General features: G+C 35.3%; 28 protein-coding genes and 1 tRNA gene. 22 read left to right on the forward strand and 7 right to left on the reverse strand.

Annotated elements, in window-relative coordinates; genetic code table 11:
- The first annotated feature begins 41 nt into the window (after window positions 1-41).
- Genes V4762_RS04890 through speE form a run of 6 tightly spaced genes read left to right on the forward strand, consistent with a single transcriptional unit; the run spans window position 42 to window position 5,073 of the window.
- Window positions 42-827 (forward strand): septal ring lytic transglycosylase RlpA family protein, encoded by a 786-nt coding sequence (locus V4762_RS04890; RefSeq protein ID WP_347314661.1) that lies wholly within the window; start codon window positions 42-44, stop codon window positions 825-827.
- A gap of 26 nt (window positions 828-853) precedes the next feature.
- Window positions 854-1,516, forward strand: a complete 663-nt coding sequence (cysE, locus tag V4762_RS04895; RefSeq protein ID WP_347314662.1) for a serine O-acetyltransferase — start codon at window positions 854-856, stop codon at window positions 1,514-1,516.
- A 1-nt stretch (window position 1,517) separates the two neighbouring features.
- Window positions 1,518-2,987 carry a cysteine--tRNA ligase gene (gene cysS / locus V4762_RS04900; RefSeq protein ID WP_347314663.1) on the forward strand — a complete coding sequence of 490 codons (1,470 nt, stop codon included), beginning with the start codon at window positions 1,518-1,520 and terminating at the stop codon, window positions 2,985-2,987.
- On the forward strand, window positions 2,984-3,718 hold the full coding sequence (locus tag V4762_RS04905) for a TrmH family RNA methyltransferase (protein ID WP_347314664.1): 735 nt from the start codon (window positions 2,984-2,986) through the stop codon (window positions 3,716-3,718). Before cysS ends, V4762_RS04905 begins: the two co-directional genes overlap by 4 nt.
- A 42-nt stretch (window positions 3,719-3,760) precedes the next feature.
- The gene (locus V4762_RS04910) at window positions 3,761-4,225 is read left to right on the forward strand and encodes a pyruvoyl-dependent arginine decarboxylase (protein WP_347314665.1); all 465 of its coding nucleotides are present in this window, start codon (window positions 3,761-3,763) and stop codon (window positions 4,223-4,225) included.
- On the forward strand, window positions 4,216-5,073 hold the full coding sequence (gene speE / locus V4762_RS04915) for a polyamine aminopropyltransferase (protein WP_347314666.1): 858 nt from the start codon (window positions 4,216-4,218) through the stop codon (window positions 5,071-5,073). The genes V4762_RS04910 and speE overlap by 10 nt, the downstream gene beginning before the upstream one ends.
- Here the strand turns inward: speE and V4762_RS04920 are convergent.
- Together V4762_RS04920 and V4762_RS04925 are read right to left on the reverse strand one after the other, a co-directional pair.
- Complete coding sequence (locus tag V4762_RS04920; protein WP_347314667.1) at window positions 5,070-5,264, reverse strand: CooT family nickel-binding protein; 195 nt, start codon at window positions 5,262-5,264, stop codon at window positions 5,070-5,072. The genes speE and V4762_RS04920 overlap by 4 nt on opposite strands.
- Window positions 5,257-5,709 (reverse strand): DUF3842 family protein, encoded by a 453-nt coding sequence (locus V4762_RS04925; RefSeq protein ID WP_347314668.1) that lies wholly within the window; start codon window positions 5,707-5,709, stop codon window positions 5,257-5,259. The genes V4762_RS04920 and V4762_RS04925 overlap by 8 nt, the downstream gene beginning before the upstream one ends.
- 81 nt (window positions 5,710-5,790) lie before the next feature.
- Between V4762_RS04925 and V4762_RS04930 the strand changes: the two genes are divergently transcribed.
- Window positions 5,791-6,738 carry a PfkB family carbohydrate kinase gene (locus V4762_RS04930; protein WP_347314669.1) on the forward strand — a complete coding sequence of 316 codons (948 nt, stop codon included), beginning with the start codon at window positions 5,791-5,793 and terminating at the stop codon, window positions 6,736-6,738.
- On the opposite strand, the gene V4762_RS04935 is transcribed toward V4762_RS04930, so the two are convergent.
- Complete coding sequence (locus tag V4762_RS04935) at window positions 6,716-7,156, reverse strand: hypothetical protein (RefSeq protein WP_347314670.1); 441 nt, start codon at window positions 7,154-7,156, stop codon at window positions 6,716-6,718. The two genes, V4762_RS04930 and V4762_RS04935, sit on opposite strands and share 23 nt — an antisense overlap.
- A 119-nt stretch (window positions 7,157-7,275) precedes the next feature.
- Here V4762_RS04935 and aroF point away from each other — a divergent pair, with 119 nt between their 5' ends.
- The 3 genes from aroF to aroA are packed head-to-tail and all read left to right on the forward strand — an operon-like array spanning window position 7,276 to window position 10,427.
- Window positions 7,276-8,286, forward strand: coding sequence for a 3-deoxy-7-phosphoheptulonate synthase (gene aroF / locus V4762_RS04940; protein ID WP_347314671.1), 1,011 nt, complete (start codon window positions 7,276-7,278; stop codon window positions 8,284-8,286).
- 3 nt (window positions 8,287-8,289) lie between these two features.
- Entirely contained in the window at window positions 8,290-9,135 is an 846-nt protein-coding gene (locus V4762_RS04945) for a prephenate dehydrogenase (protein ID WP_347314672.1), read from the forward strand.
- A gap of 2 nt (window positions 9,136-9,137) precedes the next feature.
- Window positions 9,138-10,427: a 3-phosphoshikimate 1-carboxyvinyltransferase gene (gene aroA / locus V4762_RS04950; RefSeq protein WP_347314673.1), complete on the forward strand. Its 1,290-nt coding sequence runs from the start codon at window positions 9,138-9,140 to the stop codon at window positions 10,425-10,427.
- A 9-nt stretch (window positions 10,428-10,436) separates the two neighbouring features.
- Here the strand turns inward: aroA and V4762_RS04955 are convergent, their stop codons facing one another.
- The 3 genes from V4762_RS04955 to V4762_RS04965 all read right to left on the reverse strand — a co-directional run bounded on the left by V4762_RS04955 (window position 10,437) and on the right by V4762_RS04965 (window position 14,032).
- Window positions 10,437-11,786 (reverse strand): CCA tRNA nucleotidyltransferase, encoded by a 1,350-nt coding sequence (locus V4762_RS04955; protein ID WP_347314674.1) that lies wholly within the window; start codon window positions 11,784-11,786, stop codon window positions 10,437-10,439.
- Between the two features lie 166 nt (window positions 11,787-11,952).
- The gene (locus V4762_RS04960) at window positions 11,953-12,315 is read right to left on the reverse strand and encodes a helix-turn-helix domain-containing protein (RefSeq protein WP_347314675.1); all 363 of its coding nucleotides are present in this window, start codon (window positions 12,313-12,315) and stop codon (window positions 11,953-11,955) included.
- Between the two features lie 19 nt (window positions 12,316-12,334).
- Window positions 12,335-14,032, reverse strand: coding sequence for an FAD-dependent oxidoreductase (locus V4762_RS04965; RefSeq protein WP_347314676.1), 1,698 nt, complete (start codon window positions 14,030-14,032; stop codon window positions 12,335-12,337).
- A gap of 120 nt (window positions 14,033-14,152) precedes the next feature.
- Between V4762_RS04965 and V4762_RS04970 the strand changes: the two genes are divergently transcribed.
- The 10 genes from V4762_RS04970 to V4762_RS05015 are packed head-to-tail and all read left to right on the forward strand — an operon-like array spanning window position 14,153 to window position 24,803.
- Window positions 14,153-16,474, forward strand: coding sequence for an endonuclease MutS2 (locus tag V4762_RS04970; RefSeq protein ID WP_347314677.1), 2,322 nt, complete (start codon window positions 14,153-14,155; stop codon window positions 16,472-16,474).
- Window positions 16,458-17,084: a hypothetical protein gene (locus tag V4762_RS04975; RefSeq protein WP_347314678.1), complete on the forward strand. Its 627-nt coding sequence runs from the start codon at window positions 16,458-16,460 to the stop codon at window positions 17,082-17,084. The genes V4762_RS04970 and V4762_RS04975 overlap by 17 nt, the downstream gene beginning before the upstream one ends.
- A gap of 60 nt (window positions 17,085-17,144) precedes the next feature.
- On the forward strand, window positions 17,145-17,624 hold the full coding sequence (greA, locus tag V4762_RS04980) for a transcription elongation factor GreA (protein WP_347314679.1): 480 nt from the start codon (window positions 17,145-17,147) through the stop codon (window positions 17,622-17,624).
- Complete coding sequence (gene lysS, locus V4762_RS04985; protein WP_347314680.1) at window positions 17,611-19,113, forward strand: lysine--tRNA ligase; 1,503 nt, start codon at window positions 17,611-17,613, stop codon at window positions 19,111-19,113. The genes greA and lysS overlap by 14 nt, the downstream gene beginning before the upstream one ends.
- Before the next feature lie 24 nt (window positions 19,114-19,137).
- The gene (locus V4762_RS04990; protein WP_458646940.1) at window positions 19,138-20,694 is read left to right on the forward strand and encodes a R3H domain-containing nucleic acid-binding protein; all 1,557 of its coding nucleotides are present in this window, start codon (window positions 19,138-19,140) and stop codon (window positions 20,692-20,694) included.
- On the forward strand, window positions 20,684-21,316 hold the full coding sequence (gene tmk / locus V4762_RS04995) for a dTMP kinase (RefSeq protein WP_347314682.1): 633 nt from the start codon (window positions 20,684-20,686) through the stop codon (window positions 21,314-21,316). The genes V4762_RS04990 and tmk overlap by 11 nt, the downstream gene beginning before the upstream one ends.
- On the forward strand, window positions 21,309-22,196 hold the full coding sequence (locus V4762_RS05000; protein WP_347314683.1) for a hypothetical protein: 888 nt from the start codon (window positions 21,309-21,311) through the stop codon (window positions 22,194-22,196). The genes tmk and V4762_RS05000 overlap by 8 nt, the downstream gene beginning before the upstream one ends.
- The gene (locus tag V4762_RS05005) at window positions 22,197-23,003 is read left to right on the forward strand and encodes a PSP1 domain-containing protein (RefSeq protein WP_347314684.1); all 807 of its coding nucleotides are present in this window, start codon (window positions 22,197-22,199) and stop codon (window positions 23,001-23,003) included.
- Window positions 22,987-23,730 (forward strand): M48 family metallopeptidase, encoded by a 744-nt coding sequence (locus V4762_RS05010; protein ID WP_347314685.1) that lies wholly within the window; start codon window positions 22,987-22,989, stop codon window positions 23,728-23,730. The genes V4762_RS05005 and V4762_RS05010 overlap by 17 nt, the downstream gene beginning before the upstream one ends.
- 23 nt (window positions 23,731-23,753) lie before the next feature.
- Window positions 23,754-24,803 (forward strand): SIS domain-containing protein, encoded by a 1,050-nt coding sequence (locus tag V4762_RS05015; RefSeq protein ID WP_347314686.1) that lies wholly within the window; start codon window positions 23,754-23,756, stop codon window positions 24,801-24,803.
- Here the strand turns inward: V4762_RS05015 and V4762_RS05020 are convergent.
- Window positions 24,769-25,428: an endonuclease III domain-containing protein gene (locus V4762_RS05020; RefSeq protein WP_347314687.1), complete on the reverse strand. Its 660-nt coding sequence runs from the start codon at window positions 25,426-25,428 to the stop codon at window positions 24,769-24,771. The genes V4762_RS05015 and V4762_RS05020 overlap by 35 nt on opposite strands.
- Window positions 25,429-25,476: 48 nt before the next feature.
- Here V4762_RS05020 and V4762_RS05025 point away from each other — a divergent pair.
- Window positions 25,477-25,567 (forward strand) — tRNA-Ser (locus V4762_RS05025).
- Window positions 25,568-25,697: 130 nt separating this feature from the next.
- On the forward strand, window positions 25,698-26,264 hold a 567-nt coding region (locus V4762_RS05030; RefSeq protein ID WP_347314688.1), incomplete at its 3' end, for a DUF4214 domain-containing protein.

Raw genomic sequence — 26,264 nt, forward strand, 5'->3', positions numbered from 1 at the left:
TTTGAAAGAAGGCGAAAATTTAGTTAGAGGAGGAGGATTTAATGAGGTTAAAGAGCTTATTTTATCTATTGTTAATTTTATTATTTTGTAATATGTTTGTTTTGGGATTTAGCAAGAGCGCTGAAGCTGGGCAGGAGAGAGTGGTAGGCATAGTAAAGGAAGATTTGGTTTCTCCTAAAGAGATTCAAATTTTTGTTAAAGATCAAAAGGTATTGGTATTAAAATCGTTTGATGATAGCAGTTTTGAGAAGATTAGAAATGAAGCAGACAAGATTTCTTATGCCATTAACCAGTTTTTTGGTGCTTCCAATGGGGTCTACGATCCCTCTACTATAAGGTTTGTTACTGAAGATAAATACTTCTGTTGCTACGTAGGAGACGAATTCGCCTTTAAGGTCAGCAGGAGTCAGGCTTTTCTGCAGAATTTATCAGACAATGATATCACAAATACCTGGTTGGTAAGCCTTCAAAGATCCCTTGGATATTCGCCAAACGAGGATCAAAGAGTTTTATACTCACATAAATATTATCTGAAAGAATTCGTTCAAGAAGGAATAGCTTCATGGTATGGCAGCAATCTGGCAGGAAGGTATATGTCCAATGGTGAAATTTTTTATCCATCTAACCTTACTGCAGCTCATAGATGGCTACCGCTTGGCTCTCTTGTGCTTGTTACAAACGAAGATAATGGTGAAAGCGTAGTGGTGACCATCACCGACAGAATGGGAAGCAGGAGTAGGGTTATCGATTTATCAGAAGGCGCTGCTGAAAGAATTGGTATGCTGAGTTCTGGTCTGGCTCCGGTGAAAATCGATCTTCTCAAATAAACTATATGAATTTGATAGACTAAAAATTGTTTAAGATAATAAAAGAAGATATAAATATTGTTTTTGAGAGGGATCCAGCAGCTAAAAACATCTTTGAAGTCCTTTTTTGCTATCCTGGGCTTCATTCTATATGGGTACACAGATTTTCTCACTTTCTATGGGGCAAGCGCGTCCCCTTTTTCCCTCGTCTAATCTCTCAGATCGCTCGTGCTTTTACTGGCATTGAGATTCATCCAGGTGCGGCAATAGGTAGAAGATTTTTTATAGATCACGGTATGGGCGTTGTGATTGGTGAGACGTCTATTGTAGGCGATGACGTTACCATTTATCAATACGTAACTCTGGGCGGTACAGGCAAGGACAAGGGCAAAAGGCACCCCACCATCGGAAATAATGTAGTAATTGGAGCTGGAGCTATAGTGTTAGGCCCTATTACTATTGGGGATAATGTAAGGATAGGCGCTGGGGCTGTGGTAATAAAGACGGTACCAGAAAATTCCACAGTGGTAGGGAATCCTGGGAGAATAGTGGTAAGAAATGGCGTTAAGGCGAAGTTTTCACAATTAGATCACAATGTATTGCCAGACCCATTAAAAGATTATTTAATTAAGCAAGATCAAAAAATAATTGAGTTAGAAAATGAAATTGCAAAACTAAATAAAATTTTAAATATGGAGGTAAAATCCTAAATTGTTAACCAATCAGATATACCTTTACAACACGTTGACAAATAAAAAAGAGAAATTTATCCCTATTGAAGAAAATAAAATTAAGATGTATGTATGTGGGGTAACAGTTTACGATTATTGCCATTTGGGTCACGGCAGATCTTATGTAGTTTGGGACGTATGGAAGAGATTCTTTATAAGTCAGGGTTTTGATGTTTTTCATATCCAAAACTTTACTGATATCGATGATAAGATTATAAGAAGAGCTAATGAAGAAAAAGTTAATTGGAAAGACCTAACAGAGAAATTTATAGATGCTTACTTTGAGGATTTAGACAAGCTAAATGTCTTAAGGGCATCTCTTTATCCAAAAGCTACTGATTATATTGATGAAATAATTAGTATTATTCAGGGCCTGATGGAAAAAGGTTATGCTTACAGGGCTGGCGATGATATAGTCTTTTCTATAAAAAGATTTGAAGGCTATGGGAAGCTGTCGGGTAAGTCGATTGGAGATCTGATCGAAAACTATAGGGTAGAGTCATCATCTCTTAAAGAAAATCCACTGGATTTTGTTTTGTGGAAGTCATCAAAACCAGATGAGCCTTCTTGGGATAGCCCCTTTGGCAAGGGGAGACCTGGCTGGCATATTGAATGCTCTGCAATGTCATTGAAACATTTTGGATCACCATTTGATATCCACGCTGGTGGGCAGGATTTGATATTCCCTCATCATGAAAACGAGATAGCCCAATCTGAAGGTTATACCGGTAATAAATTTGTAAATTATTGGCTACATAATGGTTTTGTTATGATATCAGGCGAAAAAATGTCAAAATCACTGGGCAACTTTAAAACCCTGAGAGATATCTATGAGCAATACGATCCGATGGTCTTAAGACTATTTATATTAAGCAGTCACTATAGAAGCCCGGTTATGTTTAACGTGGAAAACCTTACATCTGCAAGAGAAGCCTGGGACAAAATTAAAAACACTTTGGATGTCTGTTCTTCTTTTGGCTTGATAAGTGGCAATAAAAATAACGTGCCATCTAATTTTGTAAACGCTTTGTGCGATGATTTAAATACTCCGTTAGCGCTTTCTTTTATTTTTGAAAAAATTAGATTTGTTAATTCTATAATTAACGACTATGAAAAAAATCCTTTAAAAGAATATGAGATTAATATATCTTCTAACATAGATGAGATTTTATCTATGGTTGATATCCTTGGATTAAAATATACTCCAGACGTATTGTTTTATTCAAGGGAAAAGTTGACTGCCGATTTTGCATCTTATAATTTCAATGATGTAAATCTTGAGCTGTTTGAAGATCTAAACAATGAAAAAATATTTCAACTGATAAGCTATAGAGAGTTTTTCAAAAAGAAAAAATCATATGATCTGTCAGATAAAATAAGAGATTTTTTTAATAATAAGGGATACGCTTTAGAAGATTTACCGAGAGGTGTGAGGATCAAGAAGAGATGAAAAAGGAATTTATATTTGGGATACATCCTGTAGTAAGTGCCATCAAAGAGGGCATAGAGTTTAGTGAATTATTGATTGCAAAAAACAAGAAAATACCCTTTATTGAAGAGTTTTTACAGAAAAACGATGATAAAAGGGCTTTTGTGGTCTATAAAGCATTTGCTGAAATAGAGAAACTTTTCCCAAATTCTCAGGGCATAGTCATGTTTACAAGGGAGTTTTCTTATTCAGATGAAGAAGATGTCGTTCTTAATGCGATAAGACACAAAAAAGTTCTTCTTGCATTTTCGGGAATTATGGATGTTCGCAATATCGGAGCTGTGGCAAGAACTGCACAGGCATCCGGTTTGGTAGGGGGCATAATTTTGCCGAAACACAGGTCGCTCGATATAACTCCTGCTGCTATTAAAGCCTCTACTGGTTCACTTTTAAATATACCCGTTGTAAGAGTGAGCAATTTGCGATATTTCTCAAAAGGCTTGCAAAAAAGAGGATTTGCTGTGGTGGGAGTTGAAAAAAGGGGCACAACCAGGTACGATCAGTTTAAGTATGAACTTCCTGTATGCTGTGTTTTCGGTTCCGAGTCAAAGGCGCTTTCGGATGTCTTCTTAAAAGACTTGGATCAAAGTGTTTACATTCCTATGTCTAATGATTTTAATTCTTTAAATTTATCAGTAGCTTCTGGAATTTTGTTATACGAAATATTAAAACAAAGGAATTTTGAGTTATAATATTGATTTTGGTAATTTATTTTTAAGGAGGAATTTTTTTTAATGTTATCAACGCCTACAAAGTTTTTTATTTCTTTTGGAAGCTGTAACGCTGAACACCCTCTTAATGCTTTTGACGGAGCATTGCTAAGTGCAGGAGTAGGGAACACCAATCTCTTAAGGGTTAGCAGTATTTTGCCGCCTGCTGCAGTAGAAGTTAAAAATTTAGTTTTGCCATACGGTGCCCTAGTTCCTATTGCTTATGCAAGCAAGGTAAGCGCGAATAGTGGCGAGAGAATTGCTGCTGCTGCTGGGATAGGAATACCAGACGATCCAACTCTGCCCGGTTTGATTATGGAATATAGTTGTACTGGGAGCAAAGAAGAGGCCGAGAAGACTGTACTGGAGATGGTGGAAGAGGGTTTTGCAATGAGAGGATTTAAGTTGGCAGAAAAAAGGGCAGTAGCTACAGATATAGTTGTTGATAAAGCTGCCTGCGCTTTCTCGTGTGTAGTGTTATGGTATTAGAAGAAAATATCACACCTATATTCCAATTTAAAGAAGAGCACTTGCCTGGATCAGGCATTTATTTTGACGTTACAGACATACTGTTTAGTTCACATTCAAAATATCAAAAGATTGAAGTATTTCAGACGGATAGTTACGGCAAAATTCTTCTTATGGACGGAAAGGTAATGCTTACAGAAAGAGATGAATTTGTCTATCATGAAATGCTAACTCATGTTCCCTTAAACTTATCCGATAAAATTAAGGACGTTCTGATTATTGGCGGAGGCGATGGGGGATCTGCAAGAGAATGTCAAAAACACAAAAATATCAAACATATTAAACAGGTTGAAATTGATGAAATGGTTGTTGATGTAAGTAAAAAATTTTTCCCATCTCTGTCATCAGGCTTTAGCGACTCAAGATTTGATCTTTGTATTTGCGATGGTATCAACTTTGTCAAACAAACTTCTGAGAAATTTGACCTAGTCTTGGTGGATTCTACTGACCCAATAGGGCCAGCGGTTGGTCTTTTTGAGGCGGAATTCTTTGAAAACATTAAAAAAATCCTTAATCCAGATGGTATCTTAGTTTTTCAACTTGAATCGCCATGGTGCCATCTAAGTTTTATTAGTGATATAACTAATAAACTTAAAAAAATATTTCCGATTTTCAAAAACTATATAGCATTTATCCCTACCTATCCTGCTGGATTGTGGAGTTTTGGATTCGCATCTCTTTCAGTAGATCCATTGAAAGATCATTTATTGAATGACCCAATCAAAGATCTAAAATATTACACTCCAGAAGTTCACAGGGCATCTTTCGTGCTCCCTAAATTTTTTGGAGACTCTTTAAAAAATATTTAAATTTTTTGAAATATGATTTTGTGCTGTAAGAGATTTATCTCTAACAATTTTGCGTGTATTTCTTTTTGATCTCCAAATATACTAATTAAAAACCAAACATTTTCATCTTCTGGTTTTAAAAGGGCTACGTCCTTAAGAATAAGAGTTTCTTCGCTTTCTTGGTTTTTATAAAAAGCACTGGCTTCACACATATTGGTCCGTCCTTTCGATGTAATTTTTTAAACGCATCACAGCGTCTTCAACTTGATGGGGGAGGGGTTCTTGTTGGGTGAGGGCAATGTCTATATTTGACTGATTGATGGGCAAAAGAATTTTTATCGCCTTAGATTTTGCTACAGATTCTGACATCCTTGTAGTGAATTCTCCCATCATAGCATCGGATACCAGAATACTGATGGAACCTAATATAAAATCAACTTCGGATACATTTTTTACTATTGCATTTTCACCTGATGCGCCCTTGTTCGCCTTGACTCTTAACATATTTACAGTAGCAAATGCGTTTGTTCCTAAGGCTATTATCTCTATATTCTCAATACTTTCTGACAAAACCTCTCTAATTTTCAATACTATTTGTTGACCTATTCCTCCGCCTTGCCCATCAATAATAGCAATTTTTATAGTATTTTTCTCCATCCAGCCTCCTTTTACTACAAATATTATATCAGATTTTGTTTTATAATGTAGGAAAATAGTATAAAAACTTAAGGAGGATTAATGATTTTTTGTGTTGGAACAATAGTTTTTGATACTATATTAGTTGTAAAAAAATTAGCTTTAGAAAATGATGCTGTTGTAGCTGATGAATACAAAAGAACTTTTGGAGGGGCTGCTGCAAACTGTGCCGTGACAATTAAAAAATTATCTGTGGATTCTGGTCTTGTTTCAGCAGTTGGAGACAGCGATTTTCACCATGGGTATGAGGATTATCTTAAAGGGCTCCTGATTGATACAAAATCCGTTTTTAAGATTCCAAATGGATATTCTCCAAGAAGCATTCTGATTACTAGGGTTCCAGATGGAGCTCAACAGATTTATTTTTATGAAGACAAGATAAATTATGAGAAAACTTTGGTATCAAACATTCCTTACATCATAAACAATCTAAATAATTGCAAAATATTGCACTTTACTACGGGCTATTATGATTTTTATAAACAACTATTAATTGAGTTGAAAAGCCATAGAAAAGATATAAAAATAAGCTTCGATCCAGGGCAGCAGACGCTGACACAGCCCGATAAAGTGATTGAAATTTTGCCTTATGTGGATTTTTTGTTTATGAATGAATTTGAAAACAAGAAATTATGTGAAACCTTAAAGATAGAAAATATTATGAATTACAAGAGGTTTGAACTCTCTTGTGTTAGCTACGGCGAGAACGGGTGCAAGATTTTCTATAATGGTTTTAATTATACTATCCCAGCTATCCCACCAAAAATTTTTGTAGATTCTACTGGAGCAGGGGATAGCCACAGAGGCGCTTTTCTGTCGGCCTATTCGCTTGGCTTTGAATTTCTTGATTGCGCATATATAGCAGCCTCTGTGTCATCGTTTGTTTTGGAAAAAGATGGAGCGCAAACTAATTTGCCAGATCTCGATATGGCTATTGAAAGGGCAAAAAAGTTTACCAACTCTAAGTTTAAAGTTTTACGTCAACCATAGCTGACACGCCCACCCCTAAAACTCTATGAAACTGTAATGGGTTAAGAGAATCAGATGGTATAAGAGCCTTAATTCTAAACCTATTATCGCTAAAATTGAGTTCTAATTGCATGACTGCTTGTACTGATTGGACGCTTTCGGCAGGGCCTGATACCTGTACAGCGCCTACATAGGTTCCGTTTCCTATTGAAATAACAGGCACGACCTTTGTCATCTCTTGAGTGGAAATATTTTTGTTCATTAAGGCGGTATTTATAAAGTCATTTATCTGTCTGCCGAAAATTTTTACAGCTATTGCAATCCCTCCGCCTTCTAAAAGTCCTCCTAGATTAAAAGCATAGAGCTTTACAGGTGCTACAAACAACAAACTACATATAAGCATTGCGACAGTAACCTTTTTTAAGACAAAATTTTTCATCTTATCCCTCCTTTGGTGTTATTATATTCTAACTTAGATTACAGATAAATTAAATCTTTGACAAATATCTAAAAGTCTTATAGTATTTTCTAAATCAGTTTTATATGGAGGTAATGTAAATGATTATTGTAATGAAACCGTCAGCAAGCGAAGAAGAGATTAACAGAGTAGTCGAGAAGTTAAACAGCTTAGGATTTGGGGTTCATCTTTCAAAGGGAGAGGTTCATACTATAATCGGAGCAATTGGAAACAAAAAATTATTAGTTGAGCCAATTGAAGTATTGCCTGGTGTCTCTCAAGTCATACCTGTAAGAAAGCCTTACAAAAGAGCTAGCAGAGAGTTTCATCCCCTGGATACAGTGATAGATATGGGGACTTTTAAAATTGGTGGTGAGCATCTGGTCATAATGGCTGGACCTTGTGCTGTCGAAAGTAGGGAGCTCTCTTTTGAGGTGGCAAAGGGAATAAAGAGTTTTGGCGCAAATGTTTTAAGAGGCGGTGCTTTTAAGCCAAGATCTAGTCCTTATTCTTTTCAGGGATTAGGCGAAGAGGGTTTAAAATATCTGAGAGATGCCGCTGATGAATACGAATTGAAAATAGTTACTGAGGTAATGGATACGCGTGATGTAGAATTGGTTGCCTCTTATGCTGATATACTCCAGGTTGGAACGAGAAATATGCAAAATTTCCCATTATTAAAAGAAGTAGGCGGATGTTCGAAGCCAGTATTATTGAAGAGGGGGCTGTCTTCATCTATTGAAGAGTGGCTATTGGCTGCTGAGTATATTTTGGCTGAGGGAAATGAAGAGGTAATATTGTGTGAAAGAGGCATTAGGACCTTTGAGAAATATACAAGAAATACTCTTGATCTGAGCGCAGTGCCTTTGATAAAGCAGCTTAGCCATCTTCCAATAATTGTTGACCCGAGTCATGCCACAGGAAAAAGATCTCTCGTAGCTCCAATGTCAAGAGCTGCAATCGCTTCTGGTGCAGATGGCCTAATGATAGAAGTTCACCCAAGACCAGAAGAAGCTCTGTCAGACGGACCTCAATCTCTAAATTTAGTTGAGTTTGAAATCCTTATGAATGAAATACGACCTATAGCAAAAGTCTTAAATAGAACATTGTAAAATATGGATTTTAAAAATATTTGTGTCATCGGCCTTGGCCTTATTGGAGGATCTCTTGCTAAGGCCTTTGCTGCCAATGGGTATAGCATATTTGGATATGATTCTAAATTAGACACTGTTAAGCTTGCCAAATCTGAAAAGATTTTTTATCACTTAAACAACGAGTTAGACTCTAATATTTCTTCCTGTGATCTTGTATTTGTGTGTGTAAATATTGAAAATACTCTGGATGTATTTACTAAACTGGTGCCATATCTTAAAAATGGATGTGTAGTTTCTGACGTAGCAAGTGTAAAATCACACTTTTTTAACAAGGTAGTTAATCAGGTTCCTGATGGCGTGAATTTTGTTAGCACCCATCCAATGGCAGGCACGCAATATTGCGGATACGAAAACTCTTTCAAGGAAATTTTCATAGATAGACCCCTTTTGATTATAAAAAGTGATGAAAAAAAGGCTTTAATTGATAATCTTGCTAATTTTTTAAAAATCAATCTTAAGGTTAATATTCAATTGGTTGGCATTGATGAGCATGATAGCTTGGTATCTCTTACGAGTCACTTACCGATGTTTGTGGCTGTGTCGCTGTCGAACACTGTAAAAAAATATGACCAAACTTTTCCATATCTTAATTTAGTTGCAGGTCCTGGTTTCAAAGACACATCCAGGCTTGCCTTACAAGATCCGAATTTTACACATTCAATTTTTCGATTTAATAAGAAAGAATTATTAAAAGCTGTAGATTCTTATATCGACACCTTGAGCTCCCTTAGAGAATCTCTTAGAGGAGATGATGAATCTTTTAAAAAGGAAATTATTAATGCAAAAGAATTTAGAGGGAGGTTCTAAATTTGAAAATTTCTGGAATAGTGAAAAAATTTTCTTCAGAAATTTCTGTTCCTTCGGATAAATCTATTACCCACAGATTGTTTATCTTTGCTTTAGCAAGTAAGGGAAGGTCTTCTATTAAAAACCCATTGCTTGGCGACGATACCTTGTCTACCCTTTCAATTGTAGAGAAGCTTGGAGCAAAAGTTGAGAGATTTGATAATTTTGTTTCTATTGTTGGCAAGGGGCTAAGGGAAATTGATGAGCCGTTAGATGTATTGAATTCTGGGAATTCTGGTACCACAATGAGGCTCCTAACTGGATTTTTGGCTGCCGAGAGAAAAGGACTGTACGTCTTAACCGGCGATAATTCTTTGAGAAGCAGGCCTATGGGCAGGGTAGTAAGACCGTTATCTAATATGGGAGCCAATATATTTTCAAGAGAGAATTTTTTTGCTCCTTTGGCGATAGTAGGGAATAAAAATGGTCTTAATGGCATTAATTACGATATGCCTATTTCAAGCGCCCAGTTGAAGTCTTGCCTTATTTTGGCTGGTTTAAAGGCTAACTCAAATAGTATTATCAGTGAACCGTTCCCATCAAGGGATCACACTGAGCTTTTTCTGTCTTATCTTGGGACAAACATAAAGAAAGTCGAAAATTCTGTTTACGTATCTCCATCAGAAGATCTTGACTCGTTTGACTTAACTGTTCCGGGAGATCCTTCTTCTGCAGCATTCTTTGTGGCTCTTGCAGCACTGATTCCTGGATCTAAGTTGGTAGTTAGAGATGTGTGTCTTAATCCTTTAAGAATTGGTTACATAGAGGTATTTAAAAGGATGGGGGCTAAAATAAGTCTTGAGTATGATTCGCATAGTCCAGAGCTTGTGGGCACTATCTTGGTGGAAGGTACAGAAAAATTGAAGGCTACAAATATTTTTGCAGAAGAGGTTCCTAAGATTATAGATGAGATACCCATTATTTCTGTCGCTATGGCTTTGGCTCAGGGAAAGAGTGAGATTTCAGGGGCGCTCGATCTAAGGAAGAAGGAGTGCGATAGGATAAAGGCAATTTACTTTAATTTGAAAAATATGGGAGTTAGCGTCTTAGAAAAAGAAGATGGCCTAATTATCGAAGGAATAAACGATATCAAGCCATCTCATATTAAAACCTTTGACGATCACAGAATCGCTATGTCTTTTACAATAGCAGCGCTATTAGCAGACGGAGAAAGCTCATTTGATAACGCGGCTTGTTGTTCTATTTCTTTTCCAGGCTTTTATGATAAGCTGAACTATTTGGTCAAAAGCTAATATATTTTTTTACTCTTTAATCCTTAAATTATTGAATTTTTCGGTAAGAAAAGATTTAGCATCTTCTTCGTCTTTTACCTCGCCCCTTATCATGGCTCCTTTTAGCATTTTTATGGCTATTCCCACTGAGGGACCAGGCTCTAAGTTTAGCAAATTCATAATTTCTTTACCGTTTAATGGGAGCTTTTTAGGCGGCTCATAGAAAAGTGATGTTTTGATTATTTTCTTATACAGCCTATATCTTTCTAATACATAAGAAAGTGTTATCTTCTGACCTCTGCTTGAAAGTCTGTCAGCTAAGCTCAATAGAACAATGTTTACTGTGTATGGGTATGTTCTACCTAAAAATTTTAAAATGTGGGCCTCAGGGTTTTCTGCAGGTATAAAAATTGGTTGCATATGATTTTTTACCATGTGCTTAAGTTCTTTTATTTCTAATTTGGAGAGCCTGATTCTCCTAGCGATTTTCTCAACAATAAGTGAGCCTTCTAAGTCATGGTTTAGGAAGCTGGCTTTATTTGAATCTAATTTCATCGTTATTGGCTTTCCTACATCGTGAAATAGGGTAGCTAATTTTAACAACTGGATGTTCTTTCTTCCACCGCCTATTATGTGATTTAAATAATAGGTTAGCTTGTCGGATATATCTTGCCAAATAGGAGAATTCAATAACAATACTCTTTCCAGACATCTAAGCGCTTCAAAAGAATGTTCTATACCGTTTAGGTGATGGTATCTTTGCGGTTCTGCGCTTACCTTTTCAAGTAGAGTTAATTCTGGGAAAACTACTTTTAATATGCCTGATTTCCATAGATTGTCTAAAACGTCTACAGAATTCTTTAACGTTAATATTTTAAATATTTCGTCTCTAACTCGCTCTGAAGGAACTTGTGATATCAGTGGTGCTTGTTCCATTATTAAAATGTGAGTTCTTTCTTCCAACTGAAAATTCATTTCAGCAACAAACCTATATGCTCTAATGAGTCTGACAGGATCTTTTATGAAGGCAAGATCGCTTGTTAGTCTAATTTTTTTATTAATTAGGTCTCTAATTCCCTCTGCGGAATCAAATAGGGCTCCATCGCTCATCCTTATAGCCATAGAGTTTATGGTGAAATCTCTTTCTAAGAGATCTTCTTGCAGATTGCTACCCTTTGGCTCAGAAATATCAATCTGTAAGCCTTCTTTAATAATGCGGATGGTTTTTGAGGAATAGTTGGCACCTTTAAGGAAAAAGAATTTACCACCTAAATTATTTGATAAGAGTTTGGCTATATCGGATACTGAACCTTCTGATACTAAGAAATCATAGTCGCTTATTTGCTTACCTATCAGTAGGTCCCTGACCGCTCCTCCCACTAAAAAAACATCCTCAAACGCATTATCGTCCAACAGGACGTGTATTTCATTTAACAAACTATTTTTTTCGATTAATTCCTTTAAAGAAGTTATCTTTTCTCCCCCTCTTTTATATAATTTACTTAGTTAAAAATTATATAACAGAAAATTAAAAAAATCAAATATTTTAGGTTTTGTCAATTTTTTTCCAATTTTCAAGTTTGAATTTTACGAAGTCCAATATATTTTTCTGTTCCTCTTTTGACAAAACCTTTAGCGCATAGAACATCATGCTAAATTCTGGCTCATCGGAAAGCTTTTTGGTCAGATCTTCGGTTATGTAACCCGCTCTTAAATATAGCTGCAATTCATCAAGTCCAAGGACTGAAGCTATATTTTTTAAGACCTTTGGTGATGGGGGCGGCATCTTTCCTGACTCAAGCTTATTCACATAGCCAGGATCTATACCAGATAGTAAAGCAAGCTTTCTTTGATTGATACCTTTTTGCAGTCTTGCCTCTTTTAAAAACCTTCCAAATTTGTTTGTCAAATTTGTTCACCCCTTTATTTTAATAAAAAGCACTCAAACCGGCCTCCAGATTGTACACTTCTTTAAAACCCTTATCTTTTAACATAACCGATGCCTGATAGGATCTTGAACCTGTTCCACAGAATACTATGATCTTTTTATCTTTATTATATTTTAAATCAAAACCATACAATTTTTCAATAGGTATACTAATAGCATTTTTAAATGGTGAGGGAACCTTTTTAAATTCATCCTCTGATCTTACATCTAATAATACCACATTTTCTAAATTACGGTCTTTTTCTAATATCTGTTTTACCTCTTCAAATGAAATAGCAGTATACATCTTATTCTTTTTGTTCTCATAAGTTTGAAAACCTTGAACCAATATATCTACTGAGTTGGAAAATGGAGGCGAATAAGACAAATCTAAGACTAAAAGTTTTTCAAAATTTATTTTATTTTGAATAATTGTAGCAGCTACGTCAATAGTTTTGTCAACGCTTGCTTCATTTCCTATACACTGAGCCCCAATTAAGCTATCATCTTTTTTATCGAAAATTAACTTTATGTTCATTTTTTTGCTTTCTGGCATATAGTGAGGTTTGTCGTAACCTGAGTATAAAACTGTTTCGAAGTCTATATTAGAATCTCTTGCTTCCCTCTCGCTTAACCCTGTTCTGCCAATATTTATTCCTAAAATCTTAACTATAGCTGTGCCGATCGCCCCATCAAAAGCTTGAGAATTGTTTTTCATTATATTATTTGCGATTATCCTGCCAAGTCTATTTGCATAGGTTGCCATTGGCGCATAAAAATTCTTGTTTGTAAGCTGATTTTTGATTTCTATACAGTCTCCGACGGCATATATATCAGGGTCTGAGGTCTGCAAAAATTTATTGGTAATTATAGATCCTTTTGGAGACATCTCTATGTTGGCTTTTTTCGCTATTTCTGTATCTGGTCTTACGCCAGAGCAGATGAGGAATATATCTGCCTCTACCTCTCTTTGATCGGAGACGGCCTTAATAGTTTTGTTGTTTTCTGAAACAAATTTTGTTATTTTTTCACCCGTGTATATTTCCATGCCGTTGTTAAACATTTGCTTTTTTAAATATAGTCCAACCTCTTTATCTACTAAGGCTGCAAGGGGCCAATCAAAAATCTCAAAAATGGAAACGTCGATATCTGAATTGAACAAGGAAGATGCTATTTCACAGCCAATTAGACCTGCGCCCATAATGCATGCGCTTTTAACATCGTTTTTGGCTAAGTAGGATTTAATTTCTTCTGCGTCTGTTGGGTCCTTCAGTGTGAATACGTTTTCACTATTTATTGATAGGCCTTCGATAGGAGGAACAATTGCTTTTGAGCCAGTAGCTATTATAAGCTTGTCATATTGAAATTTCGATTCTGTATTGTTATTTTTGTCTGTAACAAAAACGGTCTTTGAATCTGTGTCAATTCCTGTAACTGAGTGCTCTAACAAGACATCTATGTTTGCGTAGTTTTTGAAATATTTTTTGTCTCTAATTGAGTCAAATGATGTTTTTCTTAAATCATCAAAATTCTTGACCAATCCTTCTATATAAAATGGCATGCCGCATGCTCCGAATGAAGGATAGGAGCCTTTATCTATAACTAAAATCTTTTGACCAAAATCCAATCTTCTTAGTCTCATTGCCGTTTTGAGTCCGCCAGGACCTGCTCCAATTATAATTACATTGAACTTATCCAAAATCCGCCTCCTAAATTATTTTAAACATAAAATTTTTATTACAATTTTTTAATTTTATAACAATTTTTTTAATTTAACAATCTTTTCTTTGTTTTCGCAAATTAAATTATAATATAGTTTATGTCATTTAAATTTGATGCTTACGATTTAGATTATAAAGAAGTCTTAAAAAATATAGGGAAATATGCTTTATTGCCTTATATTAGGGAAGAAATTCTCTCTATCAGTCCATTGGAAGGTCTTGATGCTGCTCAAAGGCAAAGCCGTATTAGCGACGCTATTGATATTATTTGGAAGTATTCTGATCCAAGGGAAAGACTGCCTGAGTTGACTATTGAATCGGTTGAGGGTTTTAAGAACAATCGTTCTTTGTCTTTTCAGCAGTACTTTGGTTTGTTTTTATTTTTAAAAGCAACTTACAACATTAGAGAATTTTTTCTAAGTATAACTCTAAATTCGAATTTTTTTTATAATATTGCTTCGCAATTAAGTTTTCCAGTCAGTTTTTTCAATCTTCTTGATAATATTTTCGACGATGAGGGCAATATAAAAGACAAGGCAAGCAGCAAACTTTATGAGATCAGAAAGAGCATAAAAAGATTTGAAAACGATCTAAATAGCTTACTTACTAATTATGTCAGAGGTGAGAACAAAAAATATTTTCAAGAAAACATAGTCTTGGAGAGAAATGGCTTTTATTTGCTTCCAGTCAAGATTGAGCATCTGGATAAGATTCCAGGGACTATACGGGACACATCTACTTCTGGATTGACAGCTTATGTTGAGCCATATATTTCTGCAGAAATTGTTAGCAAGATTAGGCTGAAAAAAGAAGAAGAACTGAACGAATTAAAGCTAATATTAAAAAATATTGATAAAAATCTTCTTAACTATAGGGAATTGATCCAAGAAAACATTAATTTTTATGATTCAACCGATTTCTTTTTCGCCCTGGGCAAATACGCCAAAGAATACAATTGTGTAAAACCTGAGCTTGTTAGCGATTTAATTATTGAATTTAGCAATACAAGACACCCACTTTTAAAGAACCCCATAGGACAAGATTTTTACTTAAACAACAAGGCAAGAGGGTTTGTGCTAACTGGAGCGAATGGCGGTGGAAAATCTGTCGCGTTAAAAAATTTGGGACTAAATGTTTTTTTGGCACTTAGTGGTCTGTATATTCACGCAAACAGCGCCAAGATAGGACCTTTCAAGGGCTTGTTTTCAGATCTTTCTGATGTACAGGATTTAAGTTTGGGCTTGAGCACGTTCACCTATCATATAGACAAACTAAAACACTTTTTAAAGAATGACTTGAGGGATTCGATAATTTTAATTGATGAGCTTGGTAATGGCACTGATCCTAAAGAAGGATTTTCCCTTGCTAAGTCAATCATAAAGTATTTACTTTTACAGGGTGCTTTTATCTGCATAACTACACACATATCAGAATTAAAAATAACTAATATAGACAGATTTGAAATTACCATAGGTGCTATGGAATATGACAACAATTCAAATTTGCCGACATATAGGCTTTTGTGGAATTCTATTGGGAATAGCCATGCATTGGATGTTGCAAAAAAGATGGGCTTGCCTCTTGAAATTATTTCTGATGCGAAGGAATATCTCCTAAGCGATCAGGTTTACAGCGAAATGTCGAAGCTAAATAAGCTTACTGAATTTTATAATAAAAAAATCGAAGAGTTAAAAATTCAAGAAAAAACTTTATTAACAGAGAAAGAGCTTCTGGAAAGGGAATATAATCAACTTGAAGTCTCATTGAATAAAAGATACGATGAAAAAATATCAGAGTTAAACGAAATAATTTCTTCAACTCAATTAGTTGTCAAAGAGCTAAAGAGAAATTTGAATCAGCCAAAAAAAGATTTAATGATAGACAGCTTAAAAAGATGGGAAGATCTTGAAAGCATAATAAGTAACAAGATCTCCAAAAAGAAGGATTCTGCACCAAATAAAATCAGAATAAATATTGGTGATTATGTTAATATATCGACAATGAATATTTCTGGCAAGTTGATTAAGAAACAAGGAAATAGGAGCTTAGTACAGTCTGAAAAATCTAAGGTTTGGGTTGATAATTCCTTACTAGTTTTTGCTGAAAACAACATATCAAAACAAGATAGAAAAATTTACAATAGTAATATTGGAATAAAATCTATAAGTAATACGGGTTCTAACTTTGAGATAAGCGTAAGAGGTATGAGAGCTGATGAGGCCATACAAAAAGTTGAAAAATTTATTGATAGATCTTTAGTTTCTAATGCTCCTTATATTAGAATAATACATGGAAAGGGAGAAGGTATTTTAAGAAAACTTGTTCACGAAATACTGGCCAATCATCCTCAAGTTGAAAACTTTGGCCTTGCAGATCCAAATGAAGGAGGTGCTGGAGTTACAATTGTACACTTTAGGTAAAGCTTGTTTGAATTTGGTTTTTATTTTTTTGATTTTATCTTGCAATATTGCCTTTGCTCAGGATCTTATATATACCCCTTCCCCCTGGCAGATGGCAAAGCTCCCTTTAAATAGCAGTCTGAACCTGGATTTTTCTTCTGGAGTGTTTGTGCCTGGTCAGCAAGACTCCGTTCAAAGGGTCTCAATAATTGTCATAAGCAACAACGATCCATTTTGGGACTCCGATAAGGCATCTGTTTACCTTACTGAGGGCGAGAAGGATAGATACTATTCGCCTATTCCTGGAAATTTTTTTGGACCGCCGCAGTCAAGATGGTTTTTAATAACTTTTTCACGATTGGCCTCATTTAGTAGTTGTACCATTAAAGTAATCTTAAAAGGCGTAATTACTCCTACTGCTAATTTATATTTTTATACAAGCAATGGTATTTATAAAAATGCAAAAATTGGGTTTGGTTCTTACGACACTGTTAGTTACACTTTTAATTTAGGTCAGCCTGGTGATAGCGTTACGCTGGTAATATTAAATTCGCCATCAGATTCTGGGCCCAATATGGCGTCTAATTGGCGGTCTTTAGACTATAAGATAGAGGTTTCTGGCAACCCATAATGTTTACAATTTTGATTGTAATAACTATAATACATAGGAATTTTAGTGCAGGAGGATTATATGAAAGAATTAATTAGCTTAACCCAAGAAGGTTACGATAGACTGAAAAATGAGCTTGAATATTTGAAAGACGTAAGGCTAAAGGAAATATCTGAAAGAATTCAAGAGGCAAAAGATTTTGCTGAGGATTTTGGCAACCTTGAATACGAAGAGGCAAAGAGTGAGCAGGCTATGATACTTTCAAGAGTAAGTGAGCTGGAATCTCAACTTACTAATGCAAAGATAATCGATATAGATAAGATTGAATTATCAAGAATAAGCATTGGATGCAAGGTAGCTGTGAAAGATCTTAACAAAAAGACCACAAAGGAATATATTATATTAGAACCGATTGAGGCTGATCCCTTGAACGGGAAAATCTCATATCAATCTCCAGTCGGCAAGGCACTGTTCGGTAAGCAGATTGGTGATGAGGTTAGCGTTCATACCCCAGGAGGCCAAACAATAAAATTAAAGGTGATAAACATTGAAAGAGCATGATGATGAGCCGTTTTTAAATGATGAAAATTTAGAAAATGAATACTTCAATCAAAGACTATCAAAGTCTAATTCTTTGAGGGATATGCAAATAGACCCATATCCAGTTGAGTCTCAGTTTGTTGATTATATTTCAAATATAAAAGATAAATTTGAAGGGTGCAGCTTACCTGAAGATGAAGAAGTGAACATAGTAGGCAGACTATTTTCCAAGAGATCTCATGGGAAGATGAGTTTTGCAGATATGATTGATTTTACTGGTAAAATTCAGATACAACTGAAGAAAGATGTCTTGAATGAACAATATGATTTATTTAAGAACTTTATCGATATTGGAGATTTTATTCAAATTTCTGGTCCGCTTTTTAAGACAAAGACAGGCGAGATTACTGTTTTAGTCAAGTCAATTAAGATATTGTCTAAGGCTCTTAGGACGCTCCCCGAAAAATGGCACGGTTTAAAAAATGTAGAATTGAGATATAGATTTAGATACTTGGACCTGATATCGAATCAAAAAACAAGGGACGTATTCTTAAAAAGAAGCAAGATTATGAGTCTCATAAGAAAATTCTTTGAAGAAAAGGATTTTCTGGAGGTAGAGACCCCAATGCTTCACATAATACCAGGCGGCGCATCTGCCAAACCCTTTGTAACATATCACAACGTATTGGAGAAAAATCTTTTTTTGAGGATTGCTCCTGAATTATACCTAAAAAGGTTATTAATCGGTAACTTCCACAAGGTTTATGAGATCAATAGATCTTTTAGAAATGAAGGAGTTTCGGTTAAACATAATCCTGAATTCACAATGCTTGAGGCCTATCAAGCCTACTCTGATCTAAATGATATGATGATTCTTGCAGAGGATCTTCTAAGCTACCTATGTGAAAATGTTTTGGGGACTAGTAACATTACCTATCAGGGGAAGACTTATGACTTTAAGCCGCCTCTGAGAAGATTGGATTTTGATGAATCTATTAAGGAATATGTGGGTTTAACAGATGAACAGTTAAAGGATAAGCCATTTTTGCAGTCATTTGTAAAAAAATTAGGATGCCAATATAGCGAAGAATGGGGATTGGGTAAGTTAAAACTTGAAATATTTGAACACCTTGTGGAGAAAAAAATCGAGGAGCCTACCTTTGTAATCGGATATCCTTCTGAGGTTTCCCCGTTGGCGAAAAAGGATCCTGTAAATCCTTCAAGAGCACAGAGATTTGAATTGATAGTAGCTGGCAGAGAAATTGGGAATGCACATAGCGAGCTAAACGATCCTGTTTATCAAAAAAATATGTTCTTAGAACAGGCAAAACTGAAAGAATGTGGAGATGAGGAAGCTCAAGTTATGGATGATGACTTTATCTTTGCTCTTGAGCATGGAATGCCACCGGCTGGCGGTTTGGGTTTGGGAATTGACAGGATAGTTATGCTCCTGACAGATTCTCCCTCAATAAGGGATGTCATACTCTTTCCTCACTTGAAACCAGATTAAATATGGTAGGTGAATTTTTTGGAGTTGGATGAAGTTATAGACGATCTAAGATGTCTAATTGATGTCCTGCCTGATGATTTTAAATATCCTATATTAGAGTTAAAGAATTTAGGTAATATTATAGAGATTGTTCTTGATCTTGGAAGGTTTCCCGAGGTCAGGTTCCCTGAAGACGCCTTCGAGATAGCTACAAAACAGGTTACACGAGAGGACCTGTCACGGGTTACAGAAAGAGTCGGGAGTTTTTCTGGCGATAACAGAGCTGGCATAGAAAGAACTTTACATAGAATTTCTTGTATTAGAAATAGGACTGGCGAGATTGTAGGCCTCACTCTTAGAGTGGGTAGGGCAGTTTTTGGGACAATTGACATAATAAAGGATATTGTAGAAAGCAAAGAAAGCATACTCTTGATGGGTCCTCCAGGCATTGGAAAGACTACCAAGCTAAGAGAGATTGCAAGAATTTTATCTATGGATATGAAGAGAAGGGTAATTGTGATAGATACTTCAAATGAAATAGGCGGAGATGGGGATATCCCTCACCCTGCAATAGGGAGATCAAGGAGAATGCAGGTCCCTTCTCCTGAAAAACAGCACGCAGTTATGATTGAGGCTGTGGAAAACCATATGCCCCAGGTCATTATTGTGGACGAGATTGGTACAGAATTAGAAGCTCAGGCTGCAAGAACTATTGCTGAAAGAGGGGTGCAGCTTATCGCAACCGCTCATGGCAATAGTCTGGTAAACCTTATTATGAATCCCACATTAAGCGATCTGGTTGGCGGAGTTCAGGTGGTCACCCTTTCTGATGAAGAGGCAAAAAGGCGAAGAACACAGAAAACAATTCAAGAGAGAAAAACCCAACCTACCTTTAGCGTAGTTATAGAGCTTTTGGATAGAGAAAAGATGGTTATACACAAAAATGTAGACAAAGTTGTAGACTTGTTACTCAAAGGTGTTCAGCTAAAGCCTGAAGTTCGCTCAAAAGGATCCGATGGGTCAATAATCATAGAAGAACACAGAATGGAGTTAAATAAAGAACCATTACAAGATCCTCCTTCTTACAGGGATCGTGAGATAAGAAACAGATTTGACGAAAAAATAAGTAAAGACTTTTTAAATATTTTTTCATTTGGTGTTAATAAAGACGTCTTAGACAGAGCTTCTAAGGAACTGAGGTTGTCGATAAATGTCGTAAAAGATTTAAATATTGCTGATGCTGTTATAACGTTGAAGGGTTTTTTGAGGGTAAAGGGCAAATTTTTTGAAGAAGTGGAAGAAAAAAGTCTTCCTATATATGTAATGAGGAGCAATACCATCACACAGGCAAGAAAAGTTTTGTCTGAGATGGCTCAACTGTGCTCGTCAAATTATGAGGATGTTGATTTTGAGAAGTATGATGCTTTGAAAGAGGCAGAAGAGGGTATAAGAAAAGTCTTGAAAGAAAAAATTTCAGTTGAACTGAGCCCCAGAAATGCATATTTTAGAAAACTTCAACATCAACTCGTAGAGAAATATAATCTGTTTTCAGAAAGCCTTGACGATGAACCTAAAAGAAGGGTGAAGATATTTGCAAAATAATAATAACGGACTTTTTATTACATTTGAGGGTATTGAAAAATGCGGCAAAACTACCCAATCAAAGCTACTTTATGACAAGCTCGTGGAATTGGGCAATGAAGTAGTCTACCTAAAAGACCCTGGTATTACAGAATTAGGGGAGTCGTTTAGACAAGTTCTGTTACACGGTAGAAATATCTCAATTGAATCTGAAGTTCTATCTTTTGCTGCCTGCAGGGCTCAGCTTGTAAGTGAATACATTCTTCCTGCTATGAATAAAGGTAAAACTGTTATTTGTGATAGATTTTCTGATTCTACCTTTGCATATCAGGGTTTTGGGAGAGGAGTTAATCTGTCTCTCTTGAAAAAGCTTGACTTTTTTGCTACAAATGGAGTAAAACCTGATATTACATTTCTATTTGATTTTTCTTTTATTGAGGCACAAGAAAGATTTGTAGGGAATAAGGATAGAATGGAGTCTGAGAATATAGACTTTCACAATAGAGTAAGAGCAGGATATCTTAATCTGGCCTCTTTAGAGCCAGAAAGATTTTTTATCTTGTATCCTAAACTAAATAGAGATGCGATCCATAAAATAATTTTGAAAACAGTATTAGAAAAAAAAGTTGGAAAAAGTGTTTGAGGAAAGATTAGAAAAATTCGATAAATTTTTTGAAAATGTTAAAGAATTTAACTTAAGGTCATTTGCGGTCTGGGGTCCAAAAGGAAATTATAAAAAACAGATAATAAACAATTTTCTGGAAAAAATTTACGGTTATAAATTTGACTCTTTATATGAAAATAAACCAAATTTTTTTTCTTTTGTCTTCGGGAAACAGACTGAAAACGATCTATTATCTGACAGGAAGTTCTTAAGAGAATTACTAAACGATGTGTTGTGGCAGAAGAGAGTTAATAATGAAATTATTACTGTGTTTGTAGAATTTGGAAGCGATCCGCAAAGGATCAAGGATGTCGTAGAAATACCTGACTTTTTTCTAAAGATTGTCGAAGAGCCGCCTGAAAATACCTATTTTATATTCTTATCTGATTTTCAGCTAATATCGACATTAAGATCGAGATCAATTGAAATTTATGCTCCATTGCTTTCTGATAAAGATACTGCTGAATTTCTAAGTAAATTTGACAACGCATCTGTAAATAATAAGGATTTTGCTGAGCTTGTTTACGGATGTCCAGGCATACTATCTGACAAAGATGAAACTTTTTTTAATAGTATGCTTGATAAAATTGAATTGATGAAATGTTTTATTAAATCTGAGGGTATGAACGATAAAAATTTTTTGTTTGATAACGTCTATAAGGACACGGAACCATCTTTGTCTTTATTTTTCTATAAATCACAATTGCTGGCGCTTTTTAAGAAAAGACAGATAAGTTTTGAGATATATTTAGATGCTTTGGAAAAGATAAAGATGGCTAATAAGTTCTATTTAAGTAGGGTAAATGCTTCATCAATTTTTTTGATTAGCAATTTTTTATTAGATTTTAAGGAGATTTAAATGAATTATTATTATGTAAAAGTTTTGCCTTTAAGGCGATTTGGATATTTTTTGTCAGAGGAGCAGTTTTCAAAAGGCGATTGCGTAGTAGTCGAGGGCAATTTCGGAATTGAAATGGGTATAATTGATTCAGTTGTGGACGACATTGGTGAAAATATTGAAAGCATTAGAAAAATTTTAAAATTGGCGACCAAAGAAGATGTCTGCGGATTGCAAGAAAGAGAAGATAGGGCAAAGGAAATACTTCTTTTGTCCAAGGAATTAGCCAGGGATTTGAAACTTGAAATGAAATTTCTTAAGGCAGTTTATAACACTGATGGCTCTAAAATAACAATTTATTTTACTGCTGATGGACGAATTGATTTTAGGGAATTAATTAAAGAGATTACGAAAAGAGTTAAGAAAACAAGAGTGGAATTGTTTCAAGTGGGCTCAAGGGATGCCGTAAAGCTTCTTGGGGCTATAGGCAGCTGTGGAAGAGAAGTTTGTTGTACTACCTTTTTAGATGAGATTGATACAATATCTGTAAAAATGGTAAAGGACCAGGGTTTGCAATTGAATCCTACAAAGATATCAGGTGTTTGCGGCAGACTTTTGTGTTGTATGTCTTATGAATATCCATTTTATGCTTCTTGCAGGTCTTGTTTTCCAAATGTGGACGATATTGTTAAGGCTCCGCGCGGTAATGCAAGGGTCATAGAAAATAGATACTTGAAGAATTCATACGTCGTTATGTACGAAGACGGAGTAAAAGAAGAGATATTTAGAGATCATTGTTGCAATAAAAACGATGATAAAAAGACGTAATTTCTTATTAATATTTTTTAGTTTTGCATCGACTTTAATATTTCCCAAAAGCGCTAATGCCTCTTTGATCTCTACTCAGGAGGAGATCAAGATTGGTCGGGATGCTTCTAAGAGCTTTGAAAAGAAATACGGATTGTATGACGATCCATATTGGAACGAAAAAGTTTCAAGTATTGGTGCCAGGCTTGTAGCTGTCTGTGATAGAAGAGACCTGCCTTACACTTTTAAGATTGTAAATATAAATCAAATCAATGCTGTCTCTTTTCCAGGTGGGTTTATCTATGTGTACAAAGGACTACTAAATTTTGTTAAGTCTGATGATGAGCTTGCATGCGTCTTGGGGCACGAAATTGGTCACGTATGCAGGAGGCACGTAGTAAAAAATATTGAAAGACAGTTTTATGCGAATCTATTTTTGCAGGTTTTATTTTCCAAAAGTTCTTCTTTGTCTCAATATGTAGCTGGATTGACAGAAAATCTAGTTATGTTAGGATATAGTCGTGATGAGGAGTATGAGGCTGATCATTACGGAACGATTTATGCTTATAGGGCGGGATATAATCCTTGTGCTATGATTACTTTTATGGAAAGACTGAAAACTGTAGACAAAGAAAATTTAGGCAAAGCATATGAGATCTTTTCTGACCATCCTTCTACCGATGATAGAATAAAACGTCTACAAAAGCTCGATGAAGAATTAGGAGTTCAATGTAATGTAACTTTATAAATTATTAGTCTTTAGGAGGGATTATGGACAAGAATTTAATGAGCGTATACGCTTCTGATATTGCATATCACATGAAAGACTTCTACAAAGATTTAGCGTTTTATAAAGATGGCAAGGTAGAAGAGCTTGAAGTCGAAAACATAATTTTTCTGGGAATAGGAGGATCTGCAATCTCACCTAAGATATTTACTGAAATTATGAACGTTAACAAAAAAGTCTATTTTTTTTCTACATTAGGGGGTCAAGAAATTTTACCAGATCCTGCCAAGAGCTTTGTTATAGCTTTTAGCTATTCTGGCAATACTATCGAAACTTTGAAAAGCATTGAAATGATATCTAAGAATGGATTCAAAGGGGTAGGCATTTCTTCTGGCGGCAAAATTGTCGATCTGTGTAAAGATTTAAATTGGCAATATATCAGTGTGCCTGCTGGCAGAGCGCCAAGAGCCGCTATGCCATTTACCCTGTCAATATTATTTAAGTATGCATTTACAAATAAATGGACTGAATATGATGAAAATGATTTCTGGGGAGAGTTATCTCAGCTGTCGAAGGGTAAAAACAAATTTTTGCCTGAAGTTGATTTTGAAGATAATATTTCAAAAAAAATTGCATTTAAATTAGCATCTAAAAAGAACATTGTACTGTGGGGAGCAGAGTCAATTAGCAAAAATATTGCTTATAGATTTAAATCTCAGCTCGAAGAAAATGCAAAACAGCTGTCTTACTACTCCTTTCTTCCAGAGGCTTCACACAATCAAATTGTCCCAATTTCATTGGTTGATAAGAAAGAAGACTATATTGTATTGATCTTTAGAATTCCAGAATTGGAATCAGTGTTGCTGTCGAATATTATAACCACTGTAAAAACATTTTTAAATTCTGAAGGCATAGAGGTTTTGGAGGTCTTTGGTTCAGGGAAAAATCACATTTTAGCTGGTCTTGATCTCATATACTCGACTGATTTTGCAAGCTATTATCTTGCATTGCTAAAAGGGATAGAACCTGAGCCAATTGAGCCAATTAGCAGGATGAAGGTCATCTTGAACGATAATCTTCGCAAAGTTCTCTGATAGGACATATTTGACAGTTTTGTTTTTTGGCCCTGCAAATACCTCTTCCCAACTCGATGAGGTGTAGGTGCAGGGCTTTTAATTTTTTCCAGTTTTGGATGGAGCCCTCTATTTCCATCTGGATATCCAGTTTGCTGATTTTTCTATTTTTAATCTTTTGAGCAATCCTTGAAATATGTGTATCAACAGGGAATGCGCATCGGTGTAAGCCAAACAATATTGCACAAGAAATAGTTTTCAATCCTATTCCGTCAATGTCAAGAAATTCGCTAATAATTTCAGAAACATTCATCTTCTTAATGCGCTCTTCTGCATCAGAATATTTTTGGCCTGTAAAGAATTTTCTTCCCAAAGCACACAGTGTCCTTGCCTTTTGATTGTTTAGTCCTGCAATCTTGATTGAGTCTCTGATTTTGTCGTAATACTCATCATTTGATAGATTTCCCAAGTCATTATCTATGGTTTTTATAAGATTTTTATATGCTTGTATGCTGTTTGTGTCAGTAGTGTTCTGTGAGAGTGTAGCCTTGATCAATTCATGAAAAAAGTCTTCATCTCTTCTTTCAATTTCACCAAAATATTTTTTTAATCTATCCAATATTTTTTCGTAATAATTTTCGTTCATTTAACCTATTACCTTCTTTCCAAAAAGTATGATACAATATTCAGTGCTGGAGGGGTGTCCGAGCGGTTTAAGGAGCCGGTCTTGAAAATCGGTGTCCCCTTTATTGGGGCCGTGGGTTCGAATCCCACCCCCTCCGCCAATTTTCTTCTCTATGTCTTCGCTTCTTTTTTGACTCATATTATAAATGTTTTAATTGTTCTTTAACACTCAAAAAATATTTTTATGTTACATTATATATAAGTTTTTAAAAATAAATTTAAGGGGGATTTATGATTAACAATCAGATGCTTTTAAATGAAATTCAAGACCTATACATTGCATTTTATGATAGGGCTGCAGATCAGGGCGGTTTGAACTATTGGGCGGGAGTCGTTCAAAGTGATTTCGGTGGCAATATAGGTTCTATTTTAAATTTTTTTGTAGATCAGCCAGAAGCAAACAGCCTATATGGTACTATTACTTCTACAAATGTAGGAAGCGTTATAAGTCAGATATATGAAAATCTTTTTAATAGGACACCAGATCCAGGTGGACTGCAATATTGGGAGAATGTATATAATACCTATCATATGAGCGCAGGTCAGCTTGCCTACGACATATTAGGCGGTGCTCAGGGCACTGATACCCAGGTCTTATATGACAAGCTGGAAGCTGCCAATGTCTTTACCAGCGCAATGGGTTTAAATTATACCTCTTTAGATTTGCCTCCTGCTCATAATTTTCTAAACGGCATAGGGCTTAATACAGACTTAACTCCTATTACCCAAACTTATGTAAACAATTACGTAAACGAATATTTCAATACTACATATACTCTAACTACAAATGTTGATACA

Source organism: Thermodesulfobium sp. 4217-1 (assembly GCF_039822205.1).
Taxonomy (GTDB): domain Bacteria; phylum Thermodesulfobiota; class Thermodesulfobiia; order Thermodesulfobiales; family Thermodesulfobiaceae; genus Thermodesulfobium.